The organism is Streptomyces sp. NPDC002787 (assembly GCF_053592095.1).
This window is the reverse complement of sequence record NZ_JBSFVC010000010.1, coordinates 114114-140111: the sequence shown is the minus strand read 5'-3', so window position 1 is coordinate 140111 and position 25998 is coordinate 114114. Positions and strand designations below refer to the sequence as shown.

Here is a 25998-nt window from a genome sequence, read left to right as displayed (position 1 = left end):
CAGCAGCCTCGATCTCGTCGACGCGGCAGCCGAGAGGTCCGCGCCCCCTCCCCGGCAACCCGCTTCCGCGAGCCGCCGTCGTGGCCGACCGTCCGGCGCCTCTGCCCGAGCAGCGCCTGCGAGACCGGGCGACGGCCCGGTGGCAAGAGCGCGTAGGCGCCGCGTCCGCACCCAGTCGGCCGCCGGCCCCGGTGCGCCCCGTCGGCCGCCCAAACCGCTGGCAGGATCCCGGTACTCCCCGGATATTCGATCGCTCCCGCCCCGTGATCGGGCTAGGTTGGCGCGATGTCCTACAGCGGCGGCTTCGAGCTGCGAACCGATCGTCTGCTCCTGCGCGACTGGCGGACGTCCGACCTCGCCCCGTGGGCGGCCATGAACGCCGATCCGCAGGTGCGCGAGCACTTCCCGGGTGTCCTCACGGAAGAGCAGAGCGAGGCGTCCATCGTCCGCTTCCAGGCCGACCTCGACCGGCGGGGCTGGGGCTGGTGGGCGGTGGAGGTGCGGGCCACGGGCGAGTTCATCGGCTTCGCCGGGCTGGACCCCGTGGAGGAGGACATGCCGTTCTCCGGGGTTGAGGCGGGCTGGCGACTGGCGCGTACGGCCTGGGGCCACGGCTACGCCACCGAGGCCGCGCGGGCCGCCGTACGGTTCGGCTTCGAGAGCCTCGGCCTCCCGGAGATCCTCGCGGTGACCACCGCCACCAACCTCCGCTCCCAGGCGGTGATGCGACGCCTCGACATGACCCACGACCCGACCGACGACTTCGACGACCCGAGCATGCCGGAGGGACCCCTACGACGGAACGTGGTGTTCCGACTGTCCGCGTCCGCTTGGTCATCCTGAGCTCGTCCATGACTGCGAACGATTCGGCCGAGCCCCTGATGCCACCGGCTCGACGTCAGCCGCTCGACGCCTACGCCGCAGTGAAGCGCCCCGACATGTCGCGCGGTGCGCGTCTGGCCGCCCATGGTGCCGTTTCCACATCCCTGGCCCTGTGCAGTGATCGCGCCCTGGGCGAGCTCGTGGACACGGCCGTGCCGGTCGGGTCCGGCATCGGTGGGAAGTCGGCCCTGCTGGAGGTCGCCGGAACGCCGGTCTTCGTGAAGCGGGTGCCCCTCACCGACTTGGAGAGGAGACCTGAGCACGTCCGGTCCACGGCGAATCTGTTCGCGCTGCCCGTCTTCTGCCAGTACGGCATCGGCGCCCTCGGCGCACCGAGCTTCGGGGCCTGGAGAGAGCTCGCCGTGCACATCATGACGACGAACTGGGTGCTCGCGGCGGAGCACGAGGGCTTCCCCCTGATGTACCACTGGAGGGTGCTGCCGGACTCGACGCCCCTGCCCGAGGAACTGGCCGACGTCGAACGGGCTGTTGCTTACTGGGGCGGCGGATCGCAGGTGCGCCGCCGGATCGAGGCTCTCCAGCGGTCCTCGGCGAGCGTCGCGCTGTTCCTGGAGTACATCCCGCAGAACCTGCACCAGTGGCTGAGCGATCGGATCGAAGCGGGCGACGAAGCCGCCGACCGGGCCTGCGCCTTGGTGGAGCAAGGCCTGGAAGCCGGCACCTCGTTCATGAACGCGCGGGGGCTCCTGCACTTCGACGCGCACTTCGAGAACATTCTCACCGACGGCCGGCGCCTCTACTTCGCGGACTACGGCCTCGCGGTCTCCTCCCGCTTCGAGATGTCGCAGGACGAGGCCGACTTCTTCGACCGGCATCGGCTCTACGATCGCTGTTACACCGCCACGTATCTGGTGAAATGGCTGGTCACCGCTCTGTACGGGTACCAGAGGGAGGACGGGGACGGTCGCTACGCTCTCCTGCGCGCCTTCGCGGAGGGCGAGCGCCCCACAGGAATCCCGGAGGCGGCCGCGGCGATCATCGCCCGGCACGCGCCGATCGCCGCCGCGGTATCGGGCTTCGAGCGCGAGTTCCAGCGCCGGAGCCGACAGACCCCGTACCCGCAGCTGGATGAGATCCGCCTGCTCGGCGGGGAGCACGGCTCCCCCGTGCGCTGACGCCCGCCCGGAGGCCGGCGCTCGGCATGGATCCGGGCCCTCATGCCTCGCCCGGCAGCTCCTGGCCGATGGTGGTCAGGAGGTTGGCGAGCAGGGGGTTCGGGTCGTTCTCGCGCCAGGCCACGGCGACTCGGGTGTGGGCGGTGTGGGGGGCGATACGCCGGAAGGCCACGCCCTTGAGGCGGATGCGGCCGATGCCGGCCGGGGCGAGGGAGACGCCCAGGCCCGCTTCCACCAGGGCGCAGACGGTCTGCCATTCCACCGCGTGCTGGGCGACTCGGGGGGGTGAAGCCCGCCGCGACGCACAGGCCGATGATGCGGTCGTGGAGTTGCGGGCCGACCGCGCGGGGCAGGAGCACGAACGGCGAGTCCGCCAACTGGCCGACGACGACGGTCCGTTGGGCGGCGAGGGGGTGCGTGGACGGCAGGACGGCCACGAAGGGCTCCGTCAGGACCGTCCTGAAGCCGAGGTCCGTCTCGCCGTCGGGCGGCTCGCGCAGCAGGCCCATGTCGATGGTCCTGTCGTGCAGGGCGGCGATCTGCGGAGCCGTCGTCATCTCATGGATGTCCAACTCCACGTCGGGGAACCGCTCTCGGAAGGTGCGGAGCAGGCCCGGCAGGACGGTCAGCGCGAGGGAGGCGGCGAAGCCGATCCGCAGCCGGCCGGTCCGGCCGCTGCCGGCGGCCCGGGCCGCAGCCAGGCCGTCCGCGAGGCCGGTGAGGGTCCCGCGGGCGGCGGGCAGGAGTTGCCGGCCGGCGGGGGTGAGGGTGACGGCTCCTGGGGCACGGTGGAACAGCGCGTGGCCGACCTTCTCCTCCAGACGGCGAATCTGCTGGCTCAACGGGGGTTGGGCGATGCCCAGGCGGGCGGCTGCGCGGCCGAAGTGGAGTTCCTCGGCGAGCACGAGGAAGGCGTGCAGTTGAGGGAGGGGAAGTTCGGGGCGCTCCATACGCCAAGAGATATCAGCCCGTCCCCAGTGCCGTATTGGACGTGTCCACCCAGGTCACCTAGCGTTCGGGGCATGACAGAGCGACGCGCGATCCTCAGCGGCTCGACGTTCGAGGAGCAGATCGGCTATGCCCGGGCCGTGGTCGACGGGGACTGGGTGCATGTGTCCGGGACGACCGGGTTCGACTACGCCACCATGACGATCTCCGACGACGTGGTGGAGCAGGCCGAGCAGTGTCTGCGCACCATCGAAGCCGCGCTGAGCGAGGCGGACCGCACCCTCGCCGACGTGGTGCGGGTGCGGTATCTGCTGCCCGACCGGGACGACTTCGAGCCCTGCTGGCCGGTCCTGCGCCGCGCCTTCGGGGAGATACGCCCGGCCGCCACCATGCTCGTGTGCGGTCTCGCCGACCCCCGTATGAAGATCGAGATCGAGGTGTACGCGCGCCGGGCCGGCGGCTGACGGGACGGGCACGCGCCGGGCCAGCGGATGACGGGACGGCCACGCGCCGGGCCGACGGACGACCGGACGGTTCCCGGGACCCGTCAGCGCCTCACCCCGCGGCCCACCCCGCGTAGAAGAGGCCAAGACCCGCGATCACGCATATGCCCTGGATGGTCCAGAAGCGGACCACGACCAGGACTTCGGACCAGCCCTTGAGTTCGAAGTGGTGCTGGAGCGGGGCCATGCGAAAGACCCGCTTGCCGGTCAGCTTGAACGAACCGACCTGGATGACCACCGACAGGGTGATCAGGACGAAGAGCCCGCCGAGAACGGCGAGGAGCAGTTCGGTGCGGGAGCAGATGGCGAGTCCCGCGAGGGCGCCGCCGAGGGCCAGGGAGCCGGTGTCGCCCATGAAGATCTTGGCGGGCGAGGTGTTCCACCACAGGAAGCCGAAGCACGCGCCCATCAACGCGGCGGCGACGACGGCGAGGTCGAGGGGGTCACGTACCTCGATGCAGGAGGCGGGGTCGGTGAGTTCCATGGCGTTGGCGCACGAGTTCTGGAACTGCCACAGACCGATGAAGGTGTAGCCGCCGAAGACCATCACCGACGCACCGGTGGCGAGGCCGTCCAGACCGTCGGTCAGGTTCACCCCGTTCGACATGGCCAGGATCATGAAGAGTGCCCATACGACGAACAGCACCGGCCCGATGGTCCAGCCGAAGTCGGTGACGAACGACAGCTTCAGGGACGCCGGTGTCTGGCCCCGGTCGTCCGCGAACCGGATGGCGAGGAGCGCGAACACGATGCCGACGATCAGCTGGCCGGCCATCTTCGCCCCGGCCCGCAGCCCCAGCGACCGCCGTTTCACGATCTTGATGTAGTCGTCGAGGAAGCCGACCACACCCATGCCCGCCATGAGGAAGAGCACCAGGACACCGGGGTAGGTCGGGCTCGCACCGGTGATGATCTTGGTCAGCGTGTACGCGGCGAGGGTCGCCAGGATGAAGGCGATGCCGCCCATGGTGGGGGTTCCGCGCTTGCCGTGGTGGCCGCGTGGGCCGTCGTCACGGATGAACTGCCCGTAGCCCTTGCGAGCCAGCAGCTTGATCAGCAGGGGTGTGCCGATCAAGGTCAGGAACAGGCCGATGGCCCCGGCAAACAGGATCTGGTTCATCGGACGGCGGTCTCCCCCTCGGTCGCGCTCGGATACGCGACTGCCTCACCGGTGTCGCTGATTCTCACAGGCACCACCCTATGCAGGCACCTGATCTTCGTACGCCGGTGGGTAGTTGGCGGCGAAGGCGAGGGCCCGCGGCACGCACTTGACCGTGACGATTTGATCGTCCGGGTCGTCGGTGACGATCAGGAACACCTTGCCCGCGACCTTGTACACGTCGAGTCCCTGGGTGAAGGGGTATCCGTGGCTGACGCCGGGGAGGGCGAGGGCCGCCTGGCGGGCCCTGTCCTGGAGCCGGTCGCCGGCCGCACTCACCGGGCCGCCCGCGTACCGGTGCCGTAGGTGTGCGGGTCGACGGGCTGCTCAGCCCTGGGCAAGCGGGCGACGACGAGCCGGTAGGAGTCGGTGACGAGCTCCCTGACGAGCTCCTTTTCGACACCTTCTCCGCCCTCCAGTGTGATCCAGTGCTTCTTGTTCATGTGGTAGCCGGGGGTGATGTGGCTGTACTGCTCCCGCAGGGCGTGAGCCTCGCCGGGGTCCGCCTTGAGGATCACGACGGGCCGCCCCGGGACCTCGGTCATCAGCATGAACACCTTGCCGCGTACCTTGAAGACCTCCCAGTCGGGGCCGAAGGGGTGCTCCAGCTGGGCTCCGGGGAGTTCCTCCGCGCAGTCGGCGGCGGTCTTGTGCAGGGCCGATCCGTTCATGGGTGGTGAGCCTTCTCAGGTGGTGGGCGGAGGGCGCGCCGCGCGGGCGCGGTGGCCCGTCCCATCCTTCCGTCGAAGCCGACTGGAAAGGCGGTAGGCTGCGGACACGTGATGGTCGACAAGCGACACTCCGGGCCGAGCAGGCAGGCCGACCCAGCTGAGGTTCCGCTGTACGGTTTCCAGCCCCCGGTCGGTACTCCCTACGGCCTTGAGGTGAGTACCGTCGAGGATTTCTTCGCCCAGCACGACGACTGGCCGTGGAACCCGCCCCGTCCGGGCCGTGCCACCTTCCACTACCTCATCGCGGTCACCGAGGGTGAGTTGCGACATGACGTCGACCACGTCACGCGGACCGTCGCCCCCGGCCAGTGGCTGTGGGTGCGTCCGGGGCATGCGCAGTGCTGGCATCCGCCCGGCGCGGCCCGCGGCCCGTTCATCCTGTTCGAGCCGGACGTGCTGCGGCCCGACCTGGCCCGTCTTCTGGCCCCGCTCACCGCGCACGCGGCCCCTGCGGTGCTGAGCCCACGCCCCGACGACGCCGCCTGGCTCCAGCAGACGGCACTCCAACTCCTGGACGAACACCGCGCACTCGGGCGCCGCCCCCTCGACGTCCACCACGCCCTGCGGCGCAGCCTGCTCGAATCGCTGCTGCTGCGCCTCGCCAACTCCCCGGGCATCGTCCCGGTCGACACGGCCACGGCCGGCTCGGGTCGCGCCGACAGGTACGGGCGCTTCCTGGACGCCCTGGAGCTGCACTTCCGTGAACTGCATCAAGCCGCGGATTACGCCGAGTTGCTGGGCTGCTCGGTCCGCACCCTGAGCCGTGCCGCCCGGGACGCCACCGGCAAGGGGGTGCGTGAACTCATCGACGAGCGGCGCCTCCTGGAAGCCCGGCGCCTGCTGGGAGGTGCCCGGTGGGACGCCCGGACTGTGGCCGTCCACCTCGGCTTCACCGATCCCGCGAACTTCGGCCGCTTCTTCCGCGACCGCACCGGCCTCACCCCGGCCGCCTTCGCGGGCCGCGAAGCGAGGACCGACGCGTGACGGAAGCCCGGCGGCGGAGGCCCCTTGCCCATCAGGAGGCGACGGCTGCCTTCGCGGTCTGCGTGAACGCCCCGTGGAAGTACACGATGTGCCAATCGACGCCGGTCAGCCGGTACGCCTCGGTGGCGTCCCAGGCGCGCCGTTGCCGTTCCTTGCCGTTGTCGTCGAGGACGTAGGTGTTCACGACCACTTCACGACCAGTTCCCCACACTCCACCGTTCGTTGAAAGACGTCTCCCAACTCCCGGATGGTGTTGCTGATCTCCGCCTTGTCGACGCCCCTATCGGTTCCTCTGCCGGTTCCTCTTACGGATGCTGTGCCGGCCGTCGTCGACCGTCGTGCATCGGGGGTGGTTGGTTGTCGTTTCCCAGGTGCCCAGGTCTCAGTCGTCCAGGACGACGACGTGCTTGCCCGGCGTGGTGCCGGACTCGACGTCGGCCTGGGCGTCACGGACCTGTTCCAGGCCGTGGTAGACCTTCGCGACCCGGACTTTGAGGCGCCCTGCGGCGATGGCCTGGAGCTGGTGGGCGAAGACGTCGGCCGGGAGGTCGGCGGCCTGACCGCCGTAGGAGGTCAGCCGCACCCCGCCCGGGATCATGAACGGGGTGAAGTCGGGGATCGTCCACTGGCCCGCCAGAGCTCCGGTGAAGCAGACGGTGCCGTGCCGGCGGACGGTGCGGAGGGTGTCGGCGAGGACCGAGCAGCCCACCAGTTCCAGTACGGCGTCGACACCGTCGGGCATCAGCTCTCTCACCTGGTCGGCGAGGGTGCCGCTGTCGACGAGGGGATGGTCGGCGCCCGCGGCCCGCAGTTCCCCGGCCCTTTCCGGGCTGCGGGTAGTGGACAGCACGGTGGCTCCGAGGTCCTTCGCGATCGTGGCCGCGCTCAGCCCGACCGTGGAAGTGCCGCCGCGGATCAGCAGCGTCTGCCCGGCCTTGAGGTCCAGGCCGGTGGTCAGCGATCCGTAGGCGGTCTGGAACATCTCCGGCAGCGCACCGACGACCTCCCACGGCAAGCCGGTCTCGAACGGGATGACCTGCCCCGCGGGGACGGTCATGTACTGGGCGTACGCGCCGTCGTAGGAGCGGCCCATGCCGCCCATCATGGTGGCCACCTGCTGGCCCGGCCGCAGCCCGCTGTCCTTGTCGGCCTCGTCGACCACGCCGACGCCTTCGATGCCGGGAACGCGCGGGTAGGTGACCACCGCGTCCGACTCACCCTTGCGGGTGGTGACCTCGGATTCATTGACGCCGAACGCCTTGACCTTGATCCGCACCCAGCCGGGCTTGCGTACGGGCACCGGGACATCCTTGATCTCCAGTGCGTCGAGGCCGCCGGGCCGAGTGACGACGACGGCCCGCATGGTCGCCGGTGCGGCGTGGCCGGCTGCTGTCGGTTGGCTCATGCCGAGCTCCTTGCTCTGTTCGTCCCCCGGGGAGGTGAAGGCGGAGCCGGGGCTCCGGGCGCAGGTGCCCGGGTGATCAGTCAGTGGTGGCCCTGCGCCGTTGCGTATCTCGGTATCGCCCGGTGACCGTCAGGGGCGGTCGATGCTCTCCCAGAGGTCGAGGGCCGCCTGGTAGTGGGCGCCGGCCTCGAAGGGCGGGTTGCCGACGCTTTCCGCGGCGGGCCGGTCCGTGACGGCGGGCCACAGACGGGTCTGCTCGCCGGTGGCGAAGTCGAGCACGATGTCGCGGATACGCGTGTCACGCTCGGCCTGTTCGGGGCTGCGGCCCGGCTTTTCCTGGCCGACCAGGGCGTACATCTCGGTGCCGTGCACGGCGGGCGCGCCCTCGGCGGACCCGATCATCAGAAGATGGGCGTTGCCGCCCGCAGCGGCGTGCGCCAGGGCGGCGCGGGCCGCGGGGAGCCCGAAGATGTAGTCCGACAGGAGTGCGGCGCGGACCTCGGCCGGGGTGCGGCCGCCCTGGTCGTAGGCGTGGACGATCTTCTTGGCGCGGGAGCGGGGAATGCGCCACCCCACGAGCTGGTCGGTGATGCGGTCGACGGTGCCCGGGTCGAACCGGTCGAGGTCGTTCGCCACCCACCAGCCCATGTCGTCGCTGGCCATGCTCAACAGCACGTCTACATCGCGGTGCGTGCCCGAGGCCAGGACGTTCAGGGGGTTGTCCTGGACGATGCCGATGACCTGGTTGTCCATCCCGCCTCGGACTCCGAGGTCCGTCGGACAGACCTTGCTCAGGGCGGCCACCAGGGAGGCTGTGTCGAGCTCGAGAAGCTTCTCCGGGTTGTCCGCGACGCCGAGTTCGGTGACGAACCGGTGCGCGAGTTCCTCGGCCCACCAGGGCTGGATGCCACGAGAGGGCCCGCCGGAGAACCCGGCCAGTCGCCGGTACAGGCCGTTGGCGGAAGGGGCTCCGAGCAGCCCGAAGGTGGCGAAGGCGCCGCCGCTGTGGCCGTAGACGGTGACGTTGTCGGGGTCACCGCCGAAGTGGGCGATGTTCTGCTTGATCCAGATCAGCGCGGCGATGACATCGTGCAGACAGAGGTTGCCGGCCTCGGCGAGAGCGCCGCCGTACTGCGAGAGCGAGAGCGCACCCAGGGCGCCGAGCCGGTAGTTGATCGACACGCCCACCACGCGCCCCGTCGCGGCGAGACCTGAGGCGTTCGAGGTGATCTGCGTGTTCGCGCCGTACTCGAATCCGCCGCCGTGGATGTACACGGCCACCGGAAGCGCTCTGTCGGCCGGCCGCTCGGGGGCCCACACGTTCAGGTTCAGGCAGTCCTCGCCCATCCCGCTGTCCGCTTCGAGCCAGTCGCCGGCGTCGGGCTGGACAGAGACGACGCCCTTGCGGTCATAGGGGCGGTCCGGATCGAAGTCCGCGACCACGGGGCGGCGGTACCGCTCGGCGGTGGCGTACGGGATTCCCCACCAGGACCGCACCCCTGGTGCAGTCGGAGCCTTGGGCGGGGTCGCGGTCATGGCGTGAGATTCCTTCCAGTGCGGTTCGGGTGTTTCGCGCAGCGTGCCGGCGACTGATCGCTCGCGGTGACGCTCTCCAAGCATTCCCTGGACTCCGGTAGACCGCCGAGCGGACAGCAGTCACCCGGTGGTCATCAGGTGACACTTCGGCAGCACGATCTCGGTGCAGGCCATGAACTTCTACTACGTGGCCGACGGCCGAATCGTCGGCGAACGGGGCCGACCCGACCTCCTCGGGGTGATGCAGCAGATCGGTGCCGTACCGGCGTCGTGAACCGCGTAGGGTGGGTGAGCCTTCTGTCCTGCGGGATTGCCGCTGCCGGGAGCGGCCCGTACGAAGGCGGCGGCAGTACGCCATCTGCCGTCCGGTCTCGGCCTCGTGACTCTCGGAATGGATCAAGCCGGGGACGGAGGCGAACTTCGAGGACGCCCGCAACGAACACCCGCTACGGGGTCGCCGGCGCCGGCCGACGCCGAGTCACTCGAAACGGTGCTCACGGCACGGCTGTCGCGCAGGGACCATCCAGGCCCCCGCGGTGGCCAGTGACCCGCCACCCCGGCGCCGACCGAGCGTCCGGCACGGACCGCGTCGTCGTCCTCGCCTCCGGCCCACCGCTCAGGCACCCCGCCAGGGCTGAGACACTGCACCTCATGGCCTCCTTCACCCCCGCGCGCGCCCTGCTGATGCTCACCACCGGGCTCACCTGCCTGCTGATGGCGGGCGGTGCCCTCATCGGCGCGCTGATCGGCGGTGGTCTCGTGGCCTTGGGGGCGGCCCTCTGTGCGGGACTCGTGGGCATGGTGGGCTCGCTCATCGTGCGGCGGCGGGCCATGGCGCACTTCGCCATGGCCCAGCGGCAGGCCGGGCAGCGGGGTTACGCCGAGGGCATCGCACACGGAGTCCTGATCCACGTGACCGCCTACGAGGCGGCCGTCTTCCCCCGCACCGGGCCGAACGGCGTCAGCGCCGAGGAGCGGGCGGCCCGCCGTACGATCGCCTACCGCATGGCCGCGCTCGACGAGGTGCCCCAGCGGGTACGCCTGGCCGCCGCCGACGCCCTCGCCCTCCTCGACAAGACCGACCGCGAGGGCGCCGAGGAAGCCCTCGCCCGCCTCGCCACCACGGTCCGCCTGGAGTACGCCCGGCTGTGACGCCCGCGCCTCCCCGCACGGGCCCTCCTCTCGCAGTCGGGCGCCGCCGGTCTCAGTGGCCGCTGATCGCGCGGGGTGTGTAGGGGCGCTCCAGCTCTTCGGTCTCCTTCTCCGTGAGGGTGATGTCGAGGGAGGCCACGGCGTCGTCGAGGTGGTGGGGCTTGGTGGCGCCGACGATCGGGGCTGTCACGGTGGGCCGGCTCAGCAGCCAGGCGAGGGCGACCTGGGCCCGGGGGACCCCGCGCTCGCCGGCGATACGGGTGACGGTGTCGACGATCTCCCGGTCACCCTCCTGGTAGAGGGTCCTGCCGAAGTTGTCGGTCTCGGTGCGTTCGGTGACGGCGCCCCAGTCGCGGGTGAGGCGGCCACGGGCGAGCGGGCTCCAGGGCAGCGTGGCGACGCTCTGGTCCTCGCACAGCGGGAGCATCTCGCGCTCCTCCTCGCGGTAGAGGAGGTTGTAGTGGTTCTGCATGGACACGAACCGCGTCCAGCCGTTCAGCCGGGCGGTGTGCTGCATCTTGGCGAACTGCCAGGCGTACATCGAACTCGCCCCGAGATAGCGGGCCTTGCCCGCCTTCACCACGTCGTGCAGAGCTTCCATCGTCTCCTCGACCGGGGTGTGGGGGTCGAAGCGATGGATCTGGTACAGGTCCACGTAGTCCGTGCCGAGGCGCCGGAGGCTGTTGTCGATCTCCGTCATGATCGCCTTGCGGGACAGGCCCTTGGCGTTGGGGCCCTGGTGCATCGCGCCGTTCACCTTGGTCGCGACGACGATCTCCTCGCGGCGCGCGAACTCGGCGAGCGCGCGGCCGACGATCTCCTCGCTGGTGCCGTCGGAGTACACGTTCGCCGTGTCGAAGAAGTTGATGCCGGCGTCCAGAGCCCGCCGGATCAAGGGCCGTGACGCCTCCTCGTCCAGGGTCCACTCGTGCGTGCCTCGGTCCGGGAGGCCGAAACTCATGCATCCCACACAGATCCGGGACACGTCCAGACCCGTCGCGCCGAGCTTCACGTACTGCATCGTCACTGCTCCTGCCTGTGGGGTGTGCGGCTGACAAGCAGCCTACGGAAGACCAGGTGTGGCGGTCCGTCGGATTCGGTACCGACGCAGTGCCGGTGTCACCGTCGCCAGCAGCAGCATCGCGACGACGACGAGCAGGCCGCCGCCCACCACCGCCGTACGGGCGCCGAAGGCCGCGCCGGCGGTGCCGTGCAGGACGTCGGCCAGGCGGGGGCCGCCGGCCACGACCACGGTGAAGACGCCCTGCATCCGGCCGCGCATCTCGTCGGTGGCGGCGGACAGCAGGATGGCGCCGCGGAAGACCATGGAGACCATGTCGGCGACACCGGCGGCCGCGAGGAACAGCACGGCGAACCAGAGGCTGGTGCTCAGCCCGAAGCCGGTGATGGCCGCGCCCCAGGCCATGACGGCGGCGATGACCATGAGGCCGTGCCGGTCCGATCGGGAGAAGGTGCCCGACATCAGGCCGCCGACGACGGCGCCGATGGGGATCGCCGCGAACAGCAGGCCGAGGGCGAGGCCTTCGCCGTAGGGCGCGTACGTGGTGTCGGCCAGCTGCGGGAAGAGGGCGCGGGGCATGCCCAGGACCATCGCGATGATGTCGGCGAGGAAGGACAGCAGCAGCACCTTGTGCAGGGCGATGTAGCGGAAGCCCGCGACGACCTCCCGCCAGCCGGCCCGCCGGTTCGTGGTGGTGTCCAGGGGCGGCAGCGAGGGCAGCTTGTGGACCGCCCACAAGGTGATGCAGAGGGCCAGCGCGTCGATCAGGTAGAGCTCGGCCAGGCCGATGACCGGGATGAGGGCGCCGGCGAGCAACGGCCCGGCCACCAGGCCGAGTTGCATCACGGTCGAGCCGAGGGCGGCTGCAGCGGCCAGTTCGCCGGCGGGGACGAGGCGGGCGACGGAGGCGTTGCGGGCGGGTGAGTTCAGGCCGAAGAACGCCTGCTGGAGGGCGAGCAGGGCCATCAGGACTCCCACGGATTCCAGGCCGGTGACGGCCTGGACCCAGAAGAGCACCGAGGTGACGGCGATGCCGGTGTTGGTGACGAGCAGCAGGGTGCGGCGGTCCACGCTGTCGGCTACCGCGCCGCCCCACAGCGCGAAGACCACCAGGGGCAGCAGGCCGGCGAGGCTCGCGTAGCCGACCCAGGCGGAGGAGCCGGTGATGTCGTAGATCTGCTTGGGCACGGCGACGGCGGTCAGCTGGCTGCCGACCGCCGTGACGATGGTCGAGGACCACAGGCGCCGGTAGGCGGGGCGGCGCAGGGGGCGGGTGTCCATCGCCCAGCGGCGCCAGCCCCGGCGGGGTGTCGCGGGTGGGTCGTCCTCCGGGGCCGTGTCGTCGCCGGCGCTGCTCTTGGTGGTGTCCACGGGCATCCTGATGCTCGATACATCTTTCGATACGGGCACCACTATCGCGGAGATCGCCCCCGTCGGGACAGCGGGATTCGCGGCCGTCTCACATGCTGTCGCCGCGACCCGTCCGCCCCCGCGCGTGCCTGGGCTCACGCTCCGGCGATCAGCATGCCGCCGAGCACGAGCATCGTCACCGCGACCAGGCCGTCGAGGACGCGCCAGGCCGAGGGGCGGGCCAGGTGGCGGCTGAGCAGCCGTGCGCCGAAGCCGAGGGCCGCGAACCAGCAGAGGCTGGCGAGGCCGGCGCCCAGGCCGAAGGTCCAGCGCAGGGAGCCGTGGTCGGAGGCGATGGAGCCCAGCAGGAACACCGTGTCCAGGTAGACGTGCGGGTTGAGCCAGGTCAACGCGAGACAGGTGAGGACGGCGCGGCGCCGGGAGCCCGCCGACCCGTTCTCCGTGCGCAGCGCGTCGTCGCCGGGCCGCAGGACGCGGCGGGCGGCCAGGGCTCCGTAGACCAGGAGGAAGCCGCCGCCGACCAGGGCGACCGCCTTCAGCGCTCCGGGCCAGGCGACGACCACCGCGCCGACCCCGGCCACGCCGAGGGCGATCAGCAGCGCGTCGGAGAGGGCGCAGATGGCCACGACCGGGAGGACTGCGTCGCGGTGCAGCCCCTGGCGCAGGACGAAGGCGTTCTGGGCGCCGATGGCGACGATCAGGGACAGGCCGGTGCCGAATCCGGCCGCGAGGGCGGTCATTTCGCTGAACACACCCATGACGCTAGGAAACACACCACTCATGCGTACAGCTAAAGATTCTTACGTATCATTAGCACCTGTGATGACTCAGCTCCCGCTCGATCTGGTGCGCACGCTGCTCGCGGTGGTGGACGAGGGCACGTTCGACGCGGCGGCCGGTGCTCTGCATGTGACGCCGTCCGCGGTCAGCCAGCGGGTCAAGACGTTGGAGCAGCGGGTCGGCCGGGTCCTGCTGATCCGTGAGAAGCCGGTGCGGCCGACCGAATCCGGCGAGGTGATCGTCCGGTTCGCGCGGCAGCTGGCCCGCCTCGAACACGACGCGCACGCCGCGCTCGGTATGACGGGCGCCGGGGAGGCCACGCGCGTATCGATCGCGGTGAACGCCGACTCGCTGGCCACCTGGTTCCTGCCCGCCCTGACCCGGGTGCCCGAGGAACTGCGCCCGTGTTACGAGCTGCTCCGCGAGGACGAGCAGCACACGGCCCGGCTGCTGCGCGAGGGGCTGGTGATGGCCGCGGTCACCTCGGCCCAGGACGCCGTGGCCGGCTGCTCGGTCCGGGCGCTCGGCCGGATGCGCTACCTGCCCTGCGCCGCTCCCGCCTTCGCCGAGAGGTGGCTCGGCGTCGGATCGGGCCTACCGCTGACGGACGTGATCGCCGACGCGCCGGTCGTGTTCTTCGACCGGCGCGACGAGTTCCAGGACGCCTTCGTCCGAGGCCTGACGCATGGCCGCCCGGCCAGTTCCCGGCGCCACTACGTGCCGACGTCGGAGGGGTTCGTCGACGCCGTGGCCGCCGGGATGGGCTGGGGCATGGTGCCCGCCGCCCAGGCCGAGCGGCTGCTCGCCACCGGACGGCTCGTCAACCTGGCGCCGGAGCGGACGGTGGACGCCCCGCTGTTCTGGCAGCAGTGGAAGCTCGACTCCCCCGCCCTGACGGCCGTGGCGGAGGCGGTCGCCGCCGAGGCCGCCGAGGCACTCGACCCCTGAGGCGGGGGGGCCGCTGCCCTTACGCCGTGCCTCCGGCGCTGAACGGCCCCTCCAGCGCCGCCCATTGGAGCAGCATGATGGTCTTGGCGTCGGCGATCTCGCCGCTGCGGATCATCTCCAGGGCACGGCGGAAGGGCAGCTCGACGATCTCGATGTCCTCGCCCTCCTCGTCGAGGCCACCGCCCTCGTGGGTGCGTGTCGACGGACCGTACGAGGCGGCGTAGAAGCTCACGCGTTCGGTGACGGAGCCGGGGCTCATGTAGATGTCGAAGACGTGCTGGATCTCGCCGATGGTGTGCCCGGTCTCCTCGACGACCTCGCGGCGCACGGCGACCTCGGGATGCTCGTCCTCCTCGTCGAGCAGGCCGCCCGGTGTCTCGACGAGCATCCCGTCGGGGTGGCCGTTGACATACACCGGGTAGCGGAACTGCCGGGTGAGCAGCACGGTTTCGCGTTCGGCGTCGTAGAGGAGGACGGTGGCGCCGTTGCCCCGGTCGTGCGTCTCCCGCTCCTGGGTGCTCCAGGTGCCGTCGGCGTGCTGGAAGTCGAAGGTCGTGGTGCGCTCCACGTACCAGTGGCTGGAGAGCAGTTTCACCTCCCGCACCTTCACCCGTGGGTTGCCGGTGAGGTCCCGGCCGGTGCGGTCGAGTCCGGTGCGGCCCCGGCGGTCCGGGATGTCGACGCCGACGGTCTTGTTGGTCATGTCCGCTTTTACCATTCCGGTCAGGGCGATGTCAGTCGCTCAATTCCGCTGCCTCGCGCGTCGCTTGGCGGAATCGGGCACTCCGGGACAGCATGCCCGTATGAAGAGCGATCTTTTCTCCAGCGAGAACATGGTCCAGCCGGCGCACGCGCCGGGGATGAGCGTGCAGAACGCCAAGTCCATCAAGTACGCCGTCAACGGCGAGATGCTCGCGCGGCAGGGCGCGATGATCGCCTATCGCGGGAACCTGCAGTTCGAACGCAAGGGCCAGGGCGTGGGCGGCATGCTCAAGCGCGCGGTCACCGGGGAGGGGCTGCCGCTGATGGCGGTGCGCGGTCAGGGCGAGGCCTGGTTCGCGCACGAGGCGCAGAACTGTTTCGTCGTCGACATCGAGCCGGGTGACACGTTCACCGTCAACGGCCGCAACGTGCTCTGTTTCGACGCCTCGCTGTCGTACGAGATCAAGACGGTGAAGGGTGCGGGCATGACCGGCGGCGGTCTGTTCAACAGCGTCTTCACCGGGCAGGGCAGGCTCGGTCTGGTCTGCGACGGCAACCCGCTCGTCATCCCGGTCTCGACCCAGCTGCCCGTGTTCGTCGACACGGACGCGGTCGTGGGCTGGTCGGCCCACCTCAACACCTCGCTGCACCGCTCCCAGTCCTTCGGCTCGATGATCCGCGGCGGCTCCGGCGAGGCCGTGCAGCTGAAACTGGAGGGCGAGGGCTTCGTGGTCGTCCGGCCGAGCGAGCTGACCCCGCAGGCACAGCAGCACTGACAGCGGGCGACGAGGGAGGGGGCGTCACCCGAAGCCACCGAGAACGGGTCCGCCACCCAGGACACCACGCGAGCGAACAGGCTTTCGAATAGGGGGGTACGCTGGTTGTATGGCCATGCACCTCCAGGGCTCCCTCTTCGACCAGTCGGACGACCTCCGGCTCGGCTCACTGGACGGCCTGCGTCGACGTGAGCTGAGCGCCGGGGCCTGGGTCGATCTCCTGCCCGGATGGCTGGCCGGGGCCGACGCGCTGTTCACGCGGCTCGCCGACGAGGTGCCCTGGAAGGCCGAACGGCGGCAGATGTACGAGCAGGTCGTGGACGTCCCCCGGCTGCTGGCCTACTACGGCGTCGGAGAGCGCCTCCCGCACCCCGTCCTGGACGAGGCCCGGGAGGCGCTCTCCGCGCACTACGGCTCCGAGCTGGGCGAGCCGTTCGCCACGGCGGGGCTGTGCTACTACCGCGACGGCCGGGACAGCGTGGCCTGGCACGGCGACCGGATCGGCCGGGGCGCCCGGGAGGACACGATGGTGGCCATCCTGTCCGTGGGCGACCCCCGCGATCTGGCCCTGCGCCCGCACGGCGGCGGGGAGGCCCTCCGGTTCCCGCTCGGCCATGGCGACCTGATCGTGATGGGCGGCTCCTGCCAGCGCACCTGGGACCACGCGATACCCAAGTCGACGCGGGCGGTGGGGCCGCGCATCAGCATCCAGTTCCGCCCGCGGGGCGTGCGCTAGAGGCCGTCCGGGGCCGACTACTTCCGGCCGGCGAGGGCACGTGACTGCGACGTGCGGGCCAGCTTCGGACCGAGCCAGCGCTTGAGACGACGCAGGGCCTCCAGGCGGCCGGCCGCGCGGTCCAGCCGGTAGTAGAGCTGCGGTGGCACGTACGGCAGCAGCGGGGAGTGCCGCTGGCCGAGGAGGGCGAACATCTGCTCCGGGGGGAGGGCGATGTAGCGCTGGATGTTCTCGTACCACTGGGCGCTGTAGCGGGCCGCGCTCTGCGGCCGGAGCAGCTCGGCCTTGCGCCGTCGCTCGTACGCGGTGAGCGCGGTCTCCGTGTCCCGGTGGGCGCCGAGGGCTTCGGCCAGGCAGATGGCGTCCTCCAGGGCGAGGGTGGTGCCGGCGCCGATGGAGTAGTGCGTGGTGTGGGCGGCGTCGCCGAGCAGGACGACGTTGCCGTGGTGCCAGGAGCGGTTGGTCAGCGTGCGGAAGCTGAGCCACTGGGCGGTGCCGTCGTCCTGGGCCCGGCCCAGGAGCGGGTGGCCGTCCAGGATGTCGGCGAAGAGCTTCTCCAGCAGGGCGAGTCCGTCCGCTTCCCCGATGCGGTCCAGGCCGAGGCCGTTCAGCGTCTTCGGAGAGCACTCGATGACACAGGTGCTCTGCTCGTCGCTGAACGGGTAGGCGTAGGCCCAGATCCAGCCGTGGTCGGTCTCCTGGAAGGAGAAGGTGAAGGCGTCGTAGACCTTGGTGGTGCCGAGCCAGATGTAGGCGTTGCGGCCGAGCGTGATGTCGCTGCCGAAGTGGTCGGCGAACCGGCCGCGCACCGCGCTGTTGACGCCGTCGCCGGCGACGACGAGGTCGGCGTCCGGCAGCGCGTCGGCGGTGATCTCGTGCTCGTACCGCACCCGTACGCCGAGGGACCGGGCCCGTTCGGCGAGCAGTTCGAGCAGGCGGCGCCGGCCGATGCCGAAGCCGTCGTCGCCGGGCTGGACCGTCGTACGGTCGCGGACGTGGGCGATCCCGCTGTTCCAGGTGACGGAGTTCTCGCTGATGGCGAGGGCCGTCTCGGGATCCTTCTCGCGGAGCTTGTCCAGCAGCTCGGACCAGTAGGTCACGCCCCAGCCGTACGTCGATCCGGCCGGGTTCCGTTCATGGACGGTGATGTCGTGGGACGGGTCCTGCCGCTTCATCAGGATCGAGAAGTAGAGGCTTGCGGGTCCGCCGCCGACGCACGCGATCTTCACGCACACTCCCATTTTGCTGCGCAAAGCGATCAATTGACCACGAAGAGTAGCAGCGCGTGCACGGTCCGGGTTCGCGTCACTTTGCCCGCGTGACCCCGGCCACTCAATTCACACGGATACCGCAAGATCATCGGCGACACCCGTACCGTCGGGCGGAATTTCCCCCTCCACCCTCGCTCGAGCACGCGCCGCAGCAAGATCATCTTTGTTCAACCTTGCACGACATCTGCCCAATTGTCCGGATCACAGCCAACCGGCTTCCCGGGATTTCTCCTGTTCTCCACCTGCTCGATAGGCATGACGAGTCATCAGCCCCCCTCTCCCAGGAGGTTTCCGCATGCCCGAAATCACCCGCCGTCGCGCTCTCGGAGCCGCGGTCGCCCTCGCCGCGACCGCCGGTGCCCCGATCACGGCCGCCGTCGCGGACGACCACGACGGCCACCAGGGGCCCGAGTCCTTCGACGAGGTCTACCGGGGCCGCCGGATACAGGGCCACGCGACCGGGGGCGGCGGGCACCATCACGGCGCCGGGTACGCCGTCTTCGTCGACGGGGCCGAGCTGCATGTGATGCGGAACGCCGACGGCAGCTGGATCAGCGTCGTCAGCCACTACTCCCCCGTGCCGACCCCGCGCGCCGCCGCCCGCGCGGCGGTCGACGAACTGCGGGGCGCCCGTCTCGTCCCCTTCAACTGACCCACACCCGCACCCGCACCCGCACCCGCACCCGCACCCGCACCCGCACCCGCAGCACCGAACCACCGCAAGGAGCCGCAGAGTCATGACCATACGCAAGAACCAGGCGACCCTGACCGCCGACGAGAAGCGGCGCTTCGTCGACGCGCTGATCGCGCTGAAGCGCTCGGGCCGCTACGACGCCTTCGTCGCGACGCACAACGCCTTCATCCTCGGCGACACGGACAACGGCGAACGCACGGGCCACCGTTCGCCCTCCTTCCTGCCCTGGCACCGCAGATTCCTGCTGGAGTTCGAACGGGCCCTGCAGTCCGTGGACTCCACCGTCGCACTGCCCTACTGGGACTGGACGGCCGACCGCACGGCAGGCTCGTCCCTGTGGGCCCCCGACTTCCTCGGCGGCACCGGACGCAGCCGCGACGGACGGGTGATGGACGGGCCGTTCGCGGCGTCCACCGGGAACTGGCCGATCACCATCCGCGTCGACGGCCGCACCTATCTGCGACGGAACCTCGGGGGCGCGGTACGGCAGTTGCCCACCCGGGCCGAGGTGGACTCCGTGCTCGCGATGTCCACGTACGACATGGCCCCCTGGAACAGCGCCTCGGACGGTTTCCGCAATCACCTGGAGGGATGGCGCGGTGTGAACCTCCACAACCGGGTGCATGTCTGGGTGGGCGGGCAGATGGGCACGGGGGTCTCCCCCAACGACCCGGTGTTCTGGCTCCACCACGCGTTCGTCGACAAGCTGTGGGCCGACTGGCAGCGCCTGCACCCGGGCTCCCCGTACGCGCCTGCCGCCGGGACGCCGAACGTGGTCGACCTGAACGAGACGATGAAGCCGTGGAACGACACCACCCCGGCGGCGCTGCTCGACCACACCGCGCACTACACGTTCGACGCGGCCTGACGACGTTGATCCGCCGGGGACCTGGGTACCCGCGCCGGACGCGCCCGACAGACTCGGACGTGACCGATAAGCCAACGATGTGAGGAGGCGACCGATGACGCAGATCGAGGAGTCCATCGAGGTCCAGGTCCCCGTGCGGACCGCCTACAACCAGTGGACGCAGTTCGAGACGTTCCCCGCGTTCATGAGCGGGGTCGAGCGGATCGAGCAGCGGTCGGACACGCTCACGCACTGGGTGACCAAGGTGGACGGCGTGCACAGGGAGTTCGACGCGGAGATCACCGAGCAGATCCCGGACGAGCGGGTCGCGTGGACGACCGTCGCCGGTGAGGCCCGGCAGGCCGGCGTCGTCACCTTCCACCATCTCGCCGAGGGCCGTACGAAGGTGATGCTGCAGATGGAGTTCCAGCCCGAGGGCGCCGCCGACAAGGTGGCAGACAAGCTGGGTGTCGTGAAGCGGCAGACCAAGGGTGACCTGGAGCGCTTCAGGGACTTCATCGAGCAGCGTGGCCGGGAGACCGGGGAGTGGCGCGGCACCGTCGTGTGACGCCCGCGCCTTCCCGTGCTCGCCCCAAGGGCTACGGGGCCCCGGTGGTCTCCGCCGTACGGCACTCCGGGTGGCCCCAGCCCTGGTCGTTCTTGGCGATGGGCTCGCCCGCGGCGTACGGGCGGCCGCACATACAGCGGCCGGGGAACTTCGCCTTGATGGTGCGGGACGAGGAGGAGGACGAGCCGGAACGTCCGCCGGTACGACCCGCCTTCCCGGGCTTCTTCGCCGTGGCGCGGCGGCCCGGGACCGTGTCGGGTGCGGCCGGCGGTTCCGGGGAGCCGAGCTCCGTGCCGGCGGGCTCCTGGACGGTGGCCGCCTGGCTCGCCGCGCGGTCGGCGAAGTCGTTGAGGCGGTCGCCGTCGACCTGGTGGGCGGGGACGTAGCGGAACTCCACAGAGCGGTCGGCGAGCAACTCGTCGATACGGACCACGAGTTCCTGGTTGGCGACCGGCTTACCGGCGGCCGTGCGCCAGCCGTTGCGCTTCCAGCCGGGCAGCCAGGTGGTGACCGCCTTCATCGCGTACTGGGAGTCCATCCGGATCTCGATCGGGACGGCCGGGTCGGTGGCCGCCAACAGTCGCTCCAGTGCGGTGAGTTCGGCGATGTTGTTGGTGGCTCTGCCCAGCGGGCCGGCCTCCCAGCGCGAAGGGATCTCGTCGTTCTCGGCGACCACCCAGGCCCAGCCCGCTGGTCCGGGGTTTCCCTTGGAGGCTCCGTCGCAGGCGGCCACAACACGTTCCGGCATGCGCTCGATCATGCCATGCGCGGGGGCGTGGGACCGTCCACGGGTCCCACGCCCCCGCGCACGTCTCCGTGTCCGCTCAGTCCGTCTCCGTGTCCGTTCGGTCCGTCCACTCAGTCCCTCCACTCAGCCCGTCCGCTCAGTCGACGTCGGTGAGCGTCGGCATCTCGCCCTGGGTGTTGGTGACGTCGATGACCGAGAACGACGCGCCCTGCGGGTCGCTGAGCGCCGCGAAACGTCCGAAGGGGGTGTCCATCGGGCCGAAGCGCAGGACGCCACCCAGCTTCGTGGCCTTGGCGACCGCGTCGTCGCAGTCGGCGACGGTGAAGTAGACGTTGATGTACGAGGGCACCTCCGGCGGGAAGTCCTCCTCTGTCATCTTCATCCGGCCGAGGAGCGGGTTCGCCCCGAGGTCGAAGACCCGGAAGTCCATCTGCGGGTTGTCCGGGTCGTCCATCTGCTTGGCCCGGAACGGGAAGACGGCCGGGAAGAAGGTGTCGGACTTCTCCGGCTCGCGGGTGAAGATCTCGGACCAGACGTACGCGCCGGGCACGCCCATGGCCTCGAAGCCCTCGTGGACGCCGGCCTGCCAGACCCCGAAGACGACGCCGTCCGGGGAGCGGGCCAGCAGCATCGAGCCGAACTCGCCGACTTTCATCGGTTCCATCAGCAGCTCGCCGCCGTTGTCACGGATCTTCGTGGCGGTGGCGTTCACATCGGGCGAGGCGAAGTACAGGCACCAGGCGGACTGGCCCTCCTGCCCGGGCATCGGCGGGACGACCGCGGCCACCGCCTTGCCGTCCGCGTACGCCTGCGTGTAGTTGCCGAACTCGGTGGACGACTCGCCGAACGTCCAGCCCAGTACGTCGCCGTAGAAACTCTTCGCCCCCTCGATGTCGCTGAACATCGCGTCGGCCCAACAGGGCGTTCCCTCGGGATGTGCGGCCATGACTGCCACTCTCCTCGGTTCGACGGGTGGTTTCCCCGGCTCTCACGCTAGCCAGGAGCCGCGCCGCACGCGCGGCGAACGGGACAGACCGCGTGAAACCAGCACCACTTCCGTGGGAGGGGACCACAGCTGTGCGGTGTCTGATAATTTCAGCGGCGCTCGCACTCCCGTTCGCCTCAACTCATCAGGTGCATCCATGTACGGCCGACCGTTCAGACGTACGGCGATGCCGTGCGCCCGGAGCCGGTCGGCGCATCTGGTGCTCGTGCTCTCGTCGGCCCTGGCCACGTTGCTGTTGTTCTGTGCGGACACGCCCGCCGACGAGGGGCCGGAGCAACGTCCGCACTCGGTGTCGGCGGAGCGGCCGGTCGCGACGCAGGCGGACCAGGTGGAGCGCGACCCCTGCGAGCACGGCCCCGACGAGCACGGCTGCCACTCCCCCGACCCGCGCGCGGTCCTCGGCCAGGTGCCGTTGCCCGGCGCGGACCACACCGCCGCGTCGTGGCAGCCCGCGACGGCTACCGACTCTGTCGCGCCCGACAGCTCCCGGAAGCCGGGACGGGCCCGCCCTCCCGATCTCCACGAACTGCAGTTGCTCCGCGTCTAGGCCGAGCACCGGCCCCCGCAGGACAGACCCCAAGACGACTCGCAGGACCGCCACGCCCGTGCGGGCACGGCGGGGAGAAGGACGATCCCCATGGCTTCATCCAAGTCCAAGGCCAAGAACGGCGGACCGAAGGGCAGGAACAACAGCCCGAAGGCCAAAGAGGCGGAGCGGCGCGCCCGCGTCGAGGCGCTACGCAAGGCGGAGCAGGCCCGTGAGCGGCGTATGCGCCTGATCACTCTGGGCGTCACCGGCGCGATCCTCGCCGGGCTCGTGGGCGGCGGCTGGTATCTGATCAACGCCGCACAGGAGAAGGACGAGGCCAAGGCCGCGCCGATCGACGGCGTGAAGAGCTGGTCCAAGCTCAGCCAGAACCACGTCACCGAGACCGTCGACTACAAGATGAGCCCGCCGGTCGGCGGTGACCACAACCAGGTGTGGGTCAACTGCGACAAGCAGGTGTACACCAAGCCCGTGCCGAACGAGAACGCCGTGCACGGGCTGGAGCACGGCGCCGTGTGGATCACGTACAACGACAAGGCGGCCAAGGCCGACGTCGAGTCGTTGACCGAGCTCGTGAACAAGACGACGTACACCTTCATGAGCCCCTACGAGGACCAGTCCTCGCCGATCGTGCTGAGCGCCTGGGAGCACCAGCTGAAGGTGGACAAGGCGTCCGACCCGCGCGTGCGGAAGTTCCTCGACAAGTACGTGCAGGGCGAGCAGACGCCGGAGCCGGGTGCCGCGTGCTCCGGCGGCATGACGCCGTGAGCTGACCGCGTGGGGCGTCCGGCCGGGCCGGACGCCCTCGTGGCCGACACGGGTCTTCCCCCTCGTCCCGGGCTGTGCTTGCCTGGGGAACCGTTTCGATGGCCGGGGCGGGAGTCGCCGTATGCGCAAGCCGTGGATCGTGGGAGTGACGGGGGCGGTGCTCGCCGCGCTGCTGCTCGGCGCGTGCGGGGATCCGGAGTCCGGGCCCGACGAGCCACCGCCGTCGGCCGCGGCACCGGACGCGTCGGCGACCACCCGGCAGCGGGCCGCCACCGCGTCCCCGGGCGGCGACGCGGACGCCGACGCGGCGAAGCCGGCGCCCAAGGTGCTCTACCTGGGGGACTCCCTCGCCATGGAGAACCAGAAGGTCCTCGGCGAGTTACTCAAGGACGATCTCGACGCCCGCTACACGAGCGCTCCGTACTCGGGTACCACCCTCTGCGACTACCTGGAGGGCACCGCCGACCGGTCGCTCGTCCCGCCGAAGGACAAGGCGGCCGCGCTGGTGCGGCGGATCACACCGGACTACGTGGTCCTGCAGTTCTGGGGCAACGCCTGGGACTACACGCCGTGCATGGACGGCGTCACGTACGACAAGGCCCGCGCGGAGTACTTCCAGCGGTACTCGGCCGCCGCCGAGCAGCTCACCGACCAGATCGCGAACGCGGGCGGCACGCAGCGGCCGAGGATCGTGTGGGTGCTCCAGGGCCCGGACCCGATGACCCCCGACCGGGTACGCCGGGTGAACGCCCTGTACGAGCGGCAGGCCAAGGCCTCCGGTGACCTCGTCGCCGACGCCGGCAGGACCGTGAGCCCGGCCTCCGACCGCTACACGTGGACCCAGTACCTGCCGTGCACCGCGTACGAGCGCGAGCACGAGGGCTACTGCACCCAGCCCGGCCAGGACCGTACCGCTCTCCACCACGACAAGGACTACCTGCACTTCTGCCTGGCTCCCACGACGTCCAAGCCGAAGCCGTGCCCGGTGCCCTCCCCCGGTATCACCCGGATCGCCCGGGAGATCACCCGGACGATCGCCGACGCGAGCGACTGAGCGAGTGGATCGCTCTCGGGCGGCGCGGCCTAGACCTCCTCGGAGGCGGGCTCGTCCTCGGTGCCCCCCACCGCCTTCTGCTGCTGCTCCGCCTGCTTCTTCGACGCCCACAGGCTGGTCACCGTCGTCACGGCGAGGACCAGGACGATGAAGCCGAGGGAGAAGGGGATGGAGATCTCCGGGACGTGGACGCCGGACTCGTGCAGGGCGTGGAGGACGAGCTTGACGCCGATGAAGCCGAGGATGATCGACAGTCCGTAGGAGAGGTGGACGAGCTTCTTCAGGAGGCCGCCGATGAGGAAGTACAGCTGCCGCAGGCCCATCAGGGCGAAGGCGTTGGCGGTGAAGACGATGTACGGGTCCTGGGTGAGGCCGTAGATCGCGGGGATGGAGTCCAGGGCGAACAGGACGTCCGTGGAGCCGATCGCGAGCATCACGACCAGCATCGGGGTCATGACGCGCTTGCCGTTCTCCTCGATCCACAGCTTGGTGCCGTGGTACCGGTCGGCCACCCCGAAACGGTTCTCCACGGCTTTGAGGAGCTTGTTCTCCTCGTACTCCTCCTCGTGGCTGCCCTTGCGGGCGTCCTCGACCAGCTTCCAGGCGGTGTAGATCAGGAACGCGCCGAAGATGTAGAACACCCAGGAGAAGCTGGAGATGATCGCCGCGCCGGCCGCGATGAAGATCGCGCGGAGCACCAGCGCCATCAGGACGCCGACCATCAGGACACGCTGCTGGTACTGCGAGGGCACGGCGAACTTCGCCATGATCAGGACGAAGACGAAGAGGTTGTCGACGCTCAGGGACTTCTCGGTGATGAAGCCCGCGAAGAACTCTCCCGCGGGTTTGCCCCCGCCGACGGCCAGCACGCCCAGGCCGAAGGCGATCGCCAGGGCGATCCAGACGGCCGACCAGATGCCGGCCTCCTTGATCGACACATCGTGGGGTTTGCGGCCGATGAAGAAGTCGACGGCGACGAGGACGCACAGGGCCACGATGGTGAGCAGCCAGGTGGTCAGGGAGACGTTCAAGGTTCCTCCGGGTACAGGTGGTGCACAGGAAAGAGTCACCGGCCTCCTGTGCGACCGCTACCCGGTTCCGGTAAAGAACTTTCGAAAGTGTTGTGTGCCTCCTGGTGGGAGGCTCCGTCACGGGAGCCGCCCACCAGGGTGAGGAAGGTGTCGGGGAGCTATTCGCCCGCGTACGCCTTCTGCAGGGCGGCGATGTCGAGTTTGCCCATCGACATCATCGCCGCGGTCGCGCGGGCCGCCTTCTGCGGGTCCGGGTCGCTGATCATGTCGATGAGCCCGTTGGGGACGACCTGCCAGGACACACCGAACTTGTCCTTGAGCCAGCCGCACGGGCCGCCCTCGCCGCCCCCCTCGGTGAGCCTGCTCCAGTAGTGGTCGACCTCGTCCTGGTCGTCGCAGAGGATCTGGAAGGAGATGGCCTCGGTGAAATTGAACTCCGGGCCGCCGTTCAGCGCGACGAACTGCTGGCCGTTGGCCACGAACTCCACGGTGAGCACCGAGCCGGCCGGCTGGGGCGCGCCCTCGCCGTAGTGCGTGACCCTCCCGATCCGGGAGTTCTTGAAGATCGAGACGTAGTGGGCGGCCGCCTCCTCGGCCTGGCCGTCGAACCACAGGCAGGTGGTGAATCCGTCGCTGGACATGTGTGCCTCCTCCGGCGGAGTGTGTCGTCTTCTGTGTCGACCGATCCTGGTCC

The 25998-nt window shown here is 70.1% G+C and carries 29 protein-coding genes and 1 pseudogene; 14 read left to right on the top strand and 16 right to left on the bottom strand.

The genetic code is table 11. The annotated features are described in order from the left end of the window. The first annotated feature begins 285 nt into the window (after positions 1–285). Together ACWD26_RS16010 and ACWD26_RS16005 are read left to right on the top strand one after the other, a co-directional pair. On the top strand, positions 286–843 hold the full coding sequence (locus tag ACWD26_RS16010) for a GNAT family N-acetyltransferase (RefSeq protein ID WP_451270325.1): 558 nt from the start codon (positions 286–288) through the stop codon (positions 841–843). 95 nt (positions 844–938) lie between these two features. Continuing rightward, positions 939–2018: a protein kinase family protein gene (locus tag ACWD26_RS16005; protein WP_451270571.1), complete on the top strand. Its 1080-nt coding sequence runs from the start codon at positions 939–941 to the stop codon at positions 2016–2018. Between the two features lie 40 nt (positions 2019–2058). On the opposite strand, the pseudogene ACWD26_RS16000 reads toward ACWD26_RS16005, so the two are convergent. Further along, positions 2059–2968: pseudogene (locus ACWD26_RS16000) on the bottom strand (LysR family transcriptional regulator). A 72-nt stretch (positions 2969–3040) separates the two neighbouring features. Between ACWD26_RS16000 and ACWD26_RS15995 the strand changes: the two are divergent. Beyond that, positions 3041–3430, top strand: a complete 390-nt coding sequence (locus ACWD26_RS15995; protein ID WP_451270323.1) for a RidA family protein — start codon at positions 3041–3043, stop codon at positions 3428–3430. A 91-nt stretch (positions 3431–3521) separates the two neighbouring features. Here the strand turns inward: ACWD26_RS15995 and mraY are convergent, their stop codons facing one another. From mraY to ACWD26_RS15980, 3 genes are all read right to left on the bottom strand, one after another. Next, positions 3522–4589: a phospho-N-acetylmuramoyl-pentapeptide-transferase gene (gene mraY, locus ACWD26_RS15990; protein ID WP_451270321.1), complete on the bottom strand. Its 1068-nt coding sequence runs from the start codon at positions 4587–4589 to the stop codon at positions 3522–3524. 78 nt (positions 4590–4667) lie between these two features. Beyond that, the gene (locus tag ACWD26_RS15985; RefSeq protein WP_451270319.1) at positions 4668–4907 is read right to left on the bottom strand and encodes an MmcQ/YjbR family DNA-binding protein; all 240 of its coding nucleotides are present in this window, start codon (positions 4905–4907) and stop codon (positions 4668–4670) included. After that, on the bottom strand, positions 4904–5299 hold the full coding sequence (locus ACWD26_RS15980) for an MmcQ/YjbR family DNA-binding protein (protein ID WP_451270317.1): 396 nt from the start codon (positions 5297–5299) through the stop codon (positions 4904–4906). Before ACWD26_RS15980 ends, ACWD26_RS15985 begins: the two co-directional genes overlap by 4 nt. Before the next feature lie 213 nt (positions 5300–5512). Between ACWD26_RS15980 and ACWD26_RS15975 the strand changes: the two genes are divergently transcribed. Next, positions 5513–6343 (top strand): helix-turn-helix domain-containing protein, encoded by an 831-nt coding sequence (locus ACWD26_RS15975; RefSeq protein WP_451270315.1) that lies wholly within the window; start codon positions 5513–5515, stop codon positions 6341–6343. A 31-nt stretch (positions 6344–6374) separates the two neighbouring features. On the opposite strand, the gene ACWD26_RS15970 is transcribed toward ACWD26_RS15975, so the two are convergent. The 3 genes from ACWD26_RS15970 to ACWD26_RS15960 form a co-directional block, all read right to left on the bottom strand. Continuing rightward, positions 6375–6527 carry a hypothetical protein gene (locus ACWD26_RS15970; RefSeq protein WP_451270313.1) on the bottom strand — a complete coding sequence of 51 codons (153 nt, stop codon included), beginning with the start codon at positions 6525–6527 and terminating at the stop codon, positions 6375–6377. 198 nt (positions 6528–6725) lie between these two features. Next, on the bottom strand, positions 6726–7748 hold the full coding sequence (locus ACWD26_RS15965; RefSeq protein ID WP_451270311.1) for an alcohol dehydrogenase catalytic domain-containing protein: 1023 nt from the start codon (positions 7746–7748) through the stop codon (positions 6726–6728). A gap of 129 nt (positions 7749–7877) precedes the next feature. Further along, positions 7878–9284 carry a carboxylesterase family protein gene (locus tag ACWD26_RS15960; protein WP_451270309.1) on the bottom strand — a complete coding sequence of 469 codons (1407 nt, stop codon included), beginning with the start codon at positions 9282–9284 and terminating at the stop codon, positions 7878–7880. A gap of 651 nt (positions 9285–9935) precedes the next feature. On the opposite strand from ACWD26_RS15960, the gene ACWD26_RS15955 reads away from it, so the two are divergent. Then, the gene (locus tag ACWD26_RS15955) at positions 9936–10436 is read left to right on the top strand and encodes a hypothetical protein (RefSeq protein WP_451270307.1); all 501 of its coding nucleotides are present in this window, start codon (positions 9936–9938) and stop codon (positions 10434–10436) included. Between the two features lie 52 nt (positions 10437–10488). Here the strand turns inward: ACWD26_RS15955 and ACWD26_RS15950 are convergent, their stop codons facing one another. From ACWD26_RS15950 to ACWD26_RS15940, 3 genes are all read right to left on the bottom strand, one after another. After that, entirely contained in the window at positions 10489–11457 is a 969-nt protein-coding gene (locus tag ACWD26_RS15950; protein ID WP_451270305.1) for an aldo/keto reductase, read from the bottom strand. 42 nt (positions 11458–11499) lie between these two features. Then, entirely contained in the window at positions 11500–12828 is a 1329-nt protein-coding gene (locus ACWD26_RS15945) for an MFS transporter (protein WP_451270303.1), read from the bottom strand. Positions 12829–12962: 134 nt separating this feature from the next. Further along, positions 12963–13568 (bottom strand): LysE/ArgO family amino acid transporter, encoded by a 606-nt coding sequence (locus tag ACWD26_RS15940; protein ID WP_451270569.1) that lies wholly within the window; start codon positions 13566–13568, stop codon positions 12963–12965. A gap of 79 nt (positions 13569–13647) precedes the next feature. Between ACWD26_RS15940 and ACWD26_RS15935 the strand changes: the two genes are divergently transcribed. Next, positions 13648–14556: a LysR family transcriptional regulator ArgP gene (locus tag ACWD26_RS15935; protein WP_451270301.1), complete on the top strand. Its 909-nt coding sequence runs from the start codon at positions 13648–13650 to the stop codon at positions 14554–14556. Positions 14557–14575: 19 nt separating this feature from the next. On the opposite strand, the gene ACWD26_RS15930 is transcribed toward ACWD26_RS15935, so the two are convergent. After that, positions 14576–15259, bottom strand: coding sequence for an NUDIX domain-containing protein (locus ACWD26_RS15930; RefSeq protein ID WP_451270299.1), 684 nt, complete (start codon positions 15257–15259; stop codon positions 14576–14578). A 100-nt stretch (positions 15260–15359) separates the two neighbouring features. Between ACWD26_RS15930 and ACWD26_RS15925 the strand changes: the two genes are divergently transcribed. Together ACWD26_RS15925 and ACWD26_RS15920 are read left to right on the top strand one after the other, a co-directional pair. Next, a complete protein-coding gene (locus ACWD26_RS15925; protein WP_451270297.1) occupies positions 15360–16034 on the top strand; it encodes an AIM24 family protein in 675 nt (224 codons plus the stop codon). Positions 16035–16143: 109 nt separating this feature from the next. Beyond that, positions 16144–16770 (top strand): alpha-ketoglutarate-dependent dioxygenase AlkB, encoded by a 627-nt coding sequence (locus ACWD26_RS15920; protein ID WP_451270295.1) that lies wholly within the window; start codon positions 16144–16146, stop codon positions 16768–16770. 17 nt (positions 16771–16787) lie between these two features. Here the strand turns inward: ACWD26_RS15920 and ACWD26_RS15915 are convergent, their stop codons facing one another. Next, positions 16788–17999: an FAD-dependent monooxygenase gene (locus ACWD26_RS15915; RefSeq protein WP_451270294.1), complete on the bottom strand. Its 1212-nt coding sequence runs from the start codon at positions 17997–17999 to the stop codon at positions 16788–16790. 337 nt (positions 18000–18336) lie between these two features. On the opposite strand from ACWD26_RS15915, the gene melC1 reads away from it, so the two are divergent. The 3 genes from melC1 (at position 18337) to ACWD26_RS15900 (ending at position 20150) form a co-directional block, all read left to right on the top strand. Next, positions 18337–18693, top strand: a complete 357-nt coding sequence (gene melC1 / locus ACWD26_RS15910; RefSeq protein ID WP_451270292.1) for an apotyrosinase chaperone MelC1 — start codon at positions 18337–18339, stop codon at positions 18691–18693. 85 nt (positions 18694–18778) lie between these two features. Next, on the top strand, positions 18779–19603 hold the full coding sequence (melC2, locus tag ACWD26_RS15905) for a tyrosinase MelC2 (protein WP_451270290.1): 825 nt from the start codon (positions 18779–18781) through the stop codon (positions 19601–19603). A gap of 94 nt (positions 19604–19697) precedes the next feature. Continuing rightward, entirely contained in the window at positions 19698–20150 is a 453-nt protein-coding gene (locus ACWD26_RS15900) for an SRPBCC family protein (RefSeq protein ID WP_451270288.1), read from the top strand. Between the two features lie 31 nt (positions 20151–20181). On the opposite strand, the gene ACWD26_RS15895 is transcribed toward ACWD26_RS15900, so the two are convergent. Together ACWD26_RS15895 and ACWD26_RS15890 are read right to left on the bottom strand one after the other, a co-directional pair. Beyond that, complete coding sequence (locus ACWD26_RS15895; protein ID WP_451270286.1) at positions 20182–20910, bottom strand: ribonuclease H family protein; 729 nt, start codon at positions 20908–20910, stop codon at positions 20182–20184. Between the two features lie 124 nt (positions 20911–21034). Further along, complete coding sequence (locus tag ACWD26_RS15890) at positions 21035–21844, bottom strand: VOC family protein (RefSeq protein WP_451270284.1); 810 nt, start codon at positions 21842–21844, stop codon at positions 21035–21037. 196 nt (positions 21845–22040) lie between these two features. Between ACWD26_RS15890 and ACWD26_RS15885 the strand changes: the two genes are divergently transcribed. The 3 genes from ACWD26_RS15885 (at position 22041) to ACWD26_RS15875 (ending at position 24273) form a co-directional block, all read left to right on the top strand. Continuing rightward, a complete protein-coding gene (locus ACWD26_RS15885) occupies positions 22041–22451 on the top strand; it encodes a DUF6153 family protein (RefSeq protein ID WP_451270282.1) in 411 nt (136 codons plus the stop codon). 90 nt (positions 22452–22541) lie between these two features. Continuing rightward, complete coding sequence (locus ACWD26_RS15880; protein WP_451270280.1) at positions 22542–23219, top strand: DUF3105 domain-containing protein; 678 nt, start codon at positions 22542–22544, stop codon at positions 23217–23219. A 121-nt stretch (positions 23220–23340) separates the two neighbouring features. Continuing rightward, the gene (locus ACWD26_RS15875) at positions 23341–24273 is read left to right on the top strand and encodes an SGNH/GDSL hydrolase family protein (protein ID WP_451270278.1); all 933 of its coding nucleotides are present in this window, start codon (positions 23341–23343) and stop codon (positions 24271–24273) included. A 29-nt stretch (positions 24274–24302) separates the two neighbouring features. On the opposite strand, the gene ACWD26_RS15870 is transcribed toward ACWD26_RS15875, so the two are convergent. Both ACWD26_RS15870 and ACWD26_RS15865 read right to left on the bottom strand, forming a co-directional pair. Further along, positions 24303–25304 carry a TerC family protein gene (locus ACWD26_RS15870; RefSeq protein WP_451270276.1) on the bottom strand — a complete coding sequence of 334 codons (1002 nt, stop codon included), beginning with the start codon at positions 25302–25304 and terminating at the stop codon, positions 24303–24305. Positions 25305–25462: 158 nt separating this feature from the next. Beyond that, positions 25463–25945: a VOC family protein gene (locus ACWD26_RS15865; protein ID WP_451270274.1), complete on the bottom strand. Its 483-nt coding sequence runs from the start codon at positions 25943–25945 to the stop codon at positions 25463–25465. Positions 25946–25998: the final 53 nt, after the last annotated feature.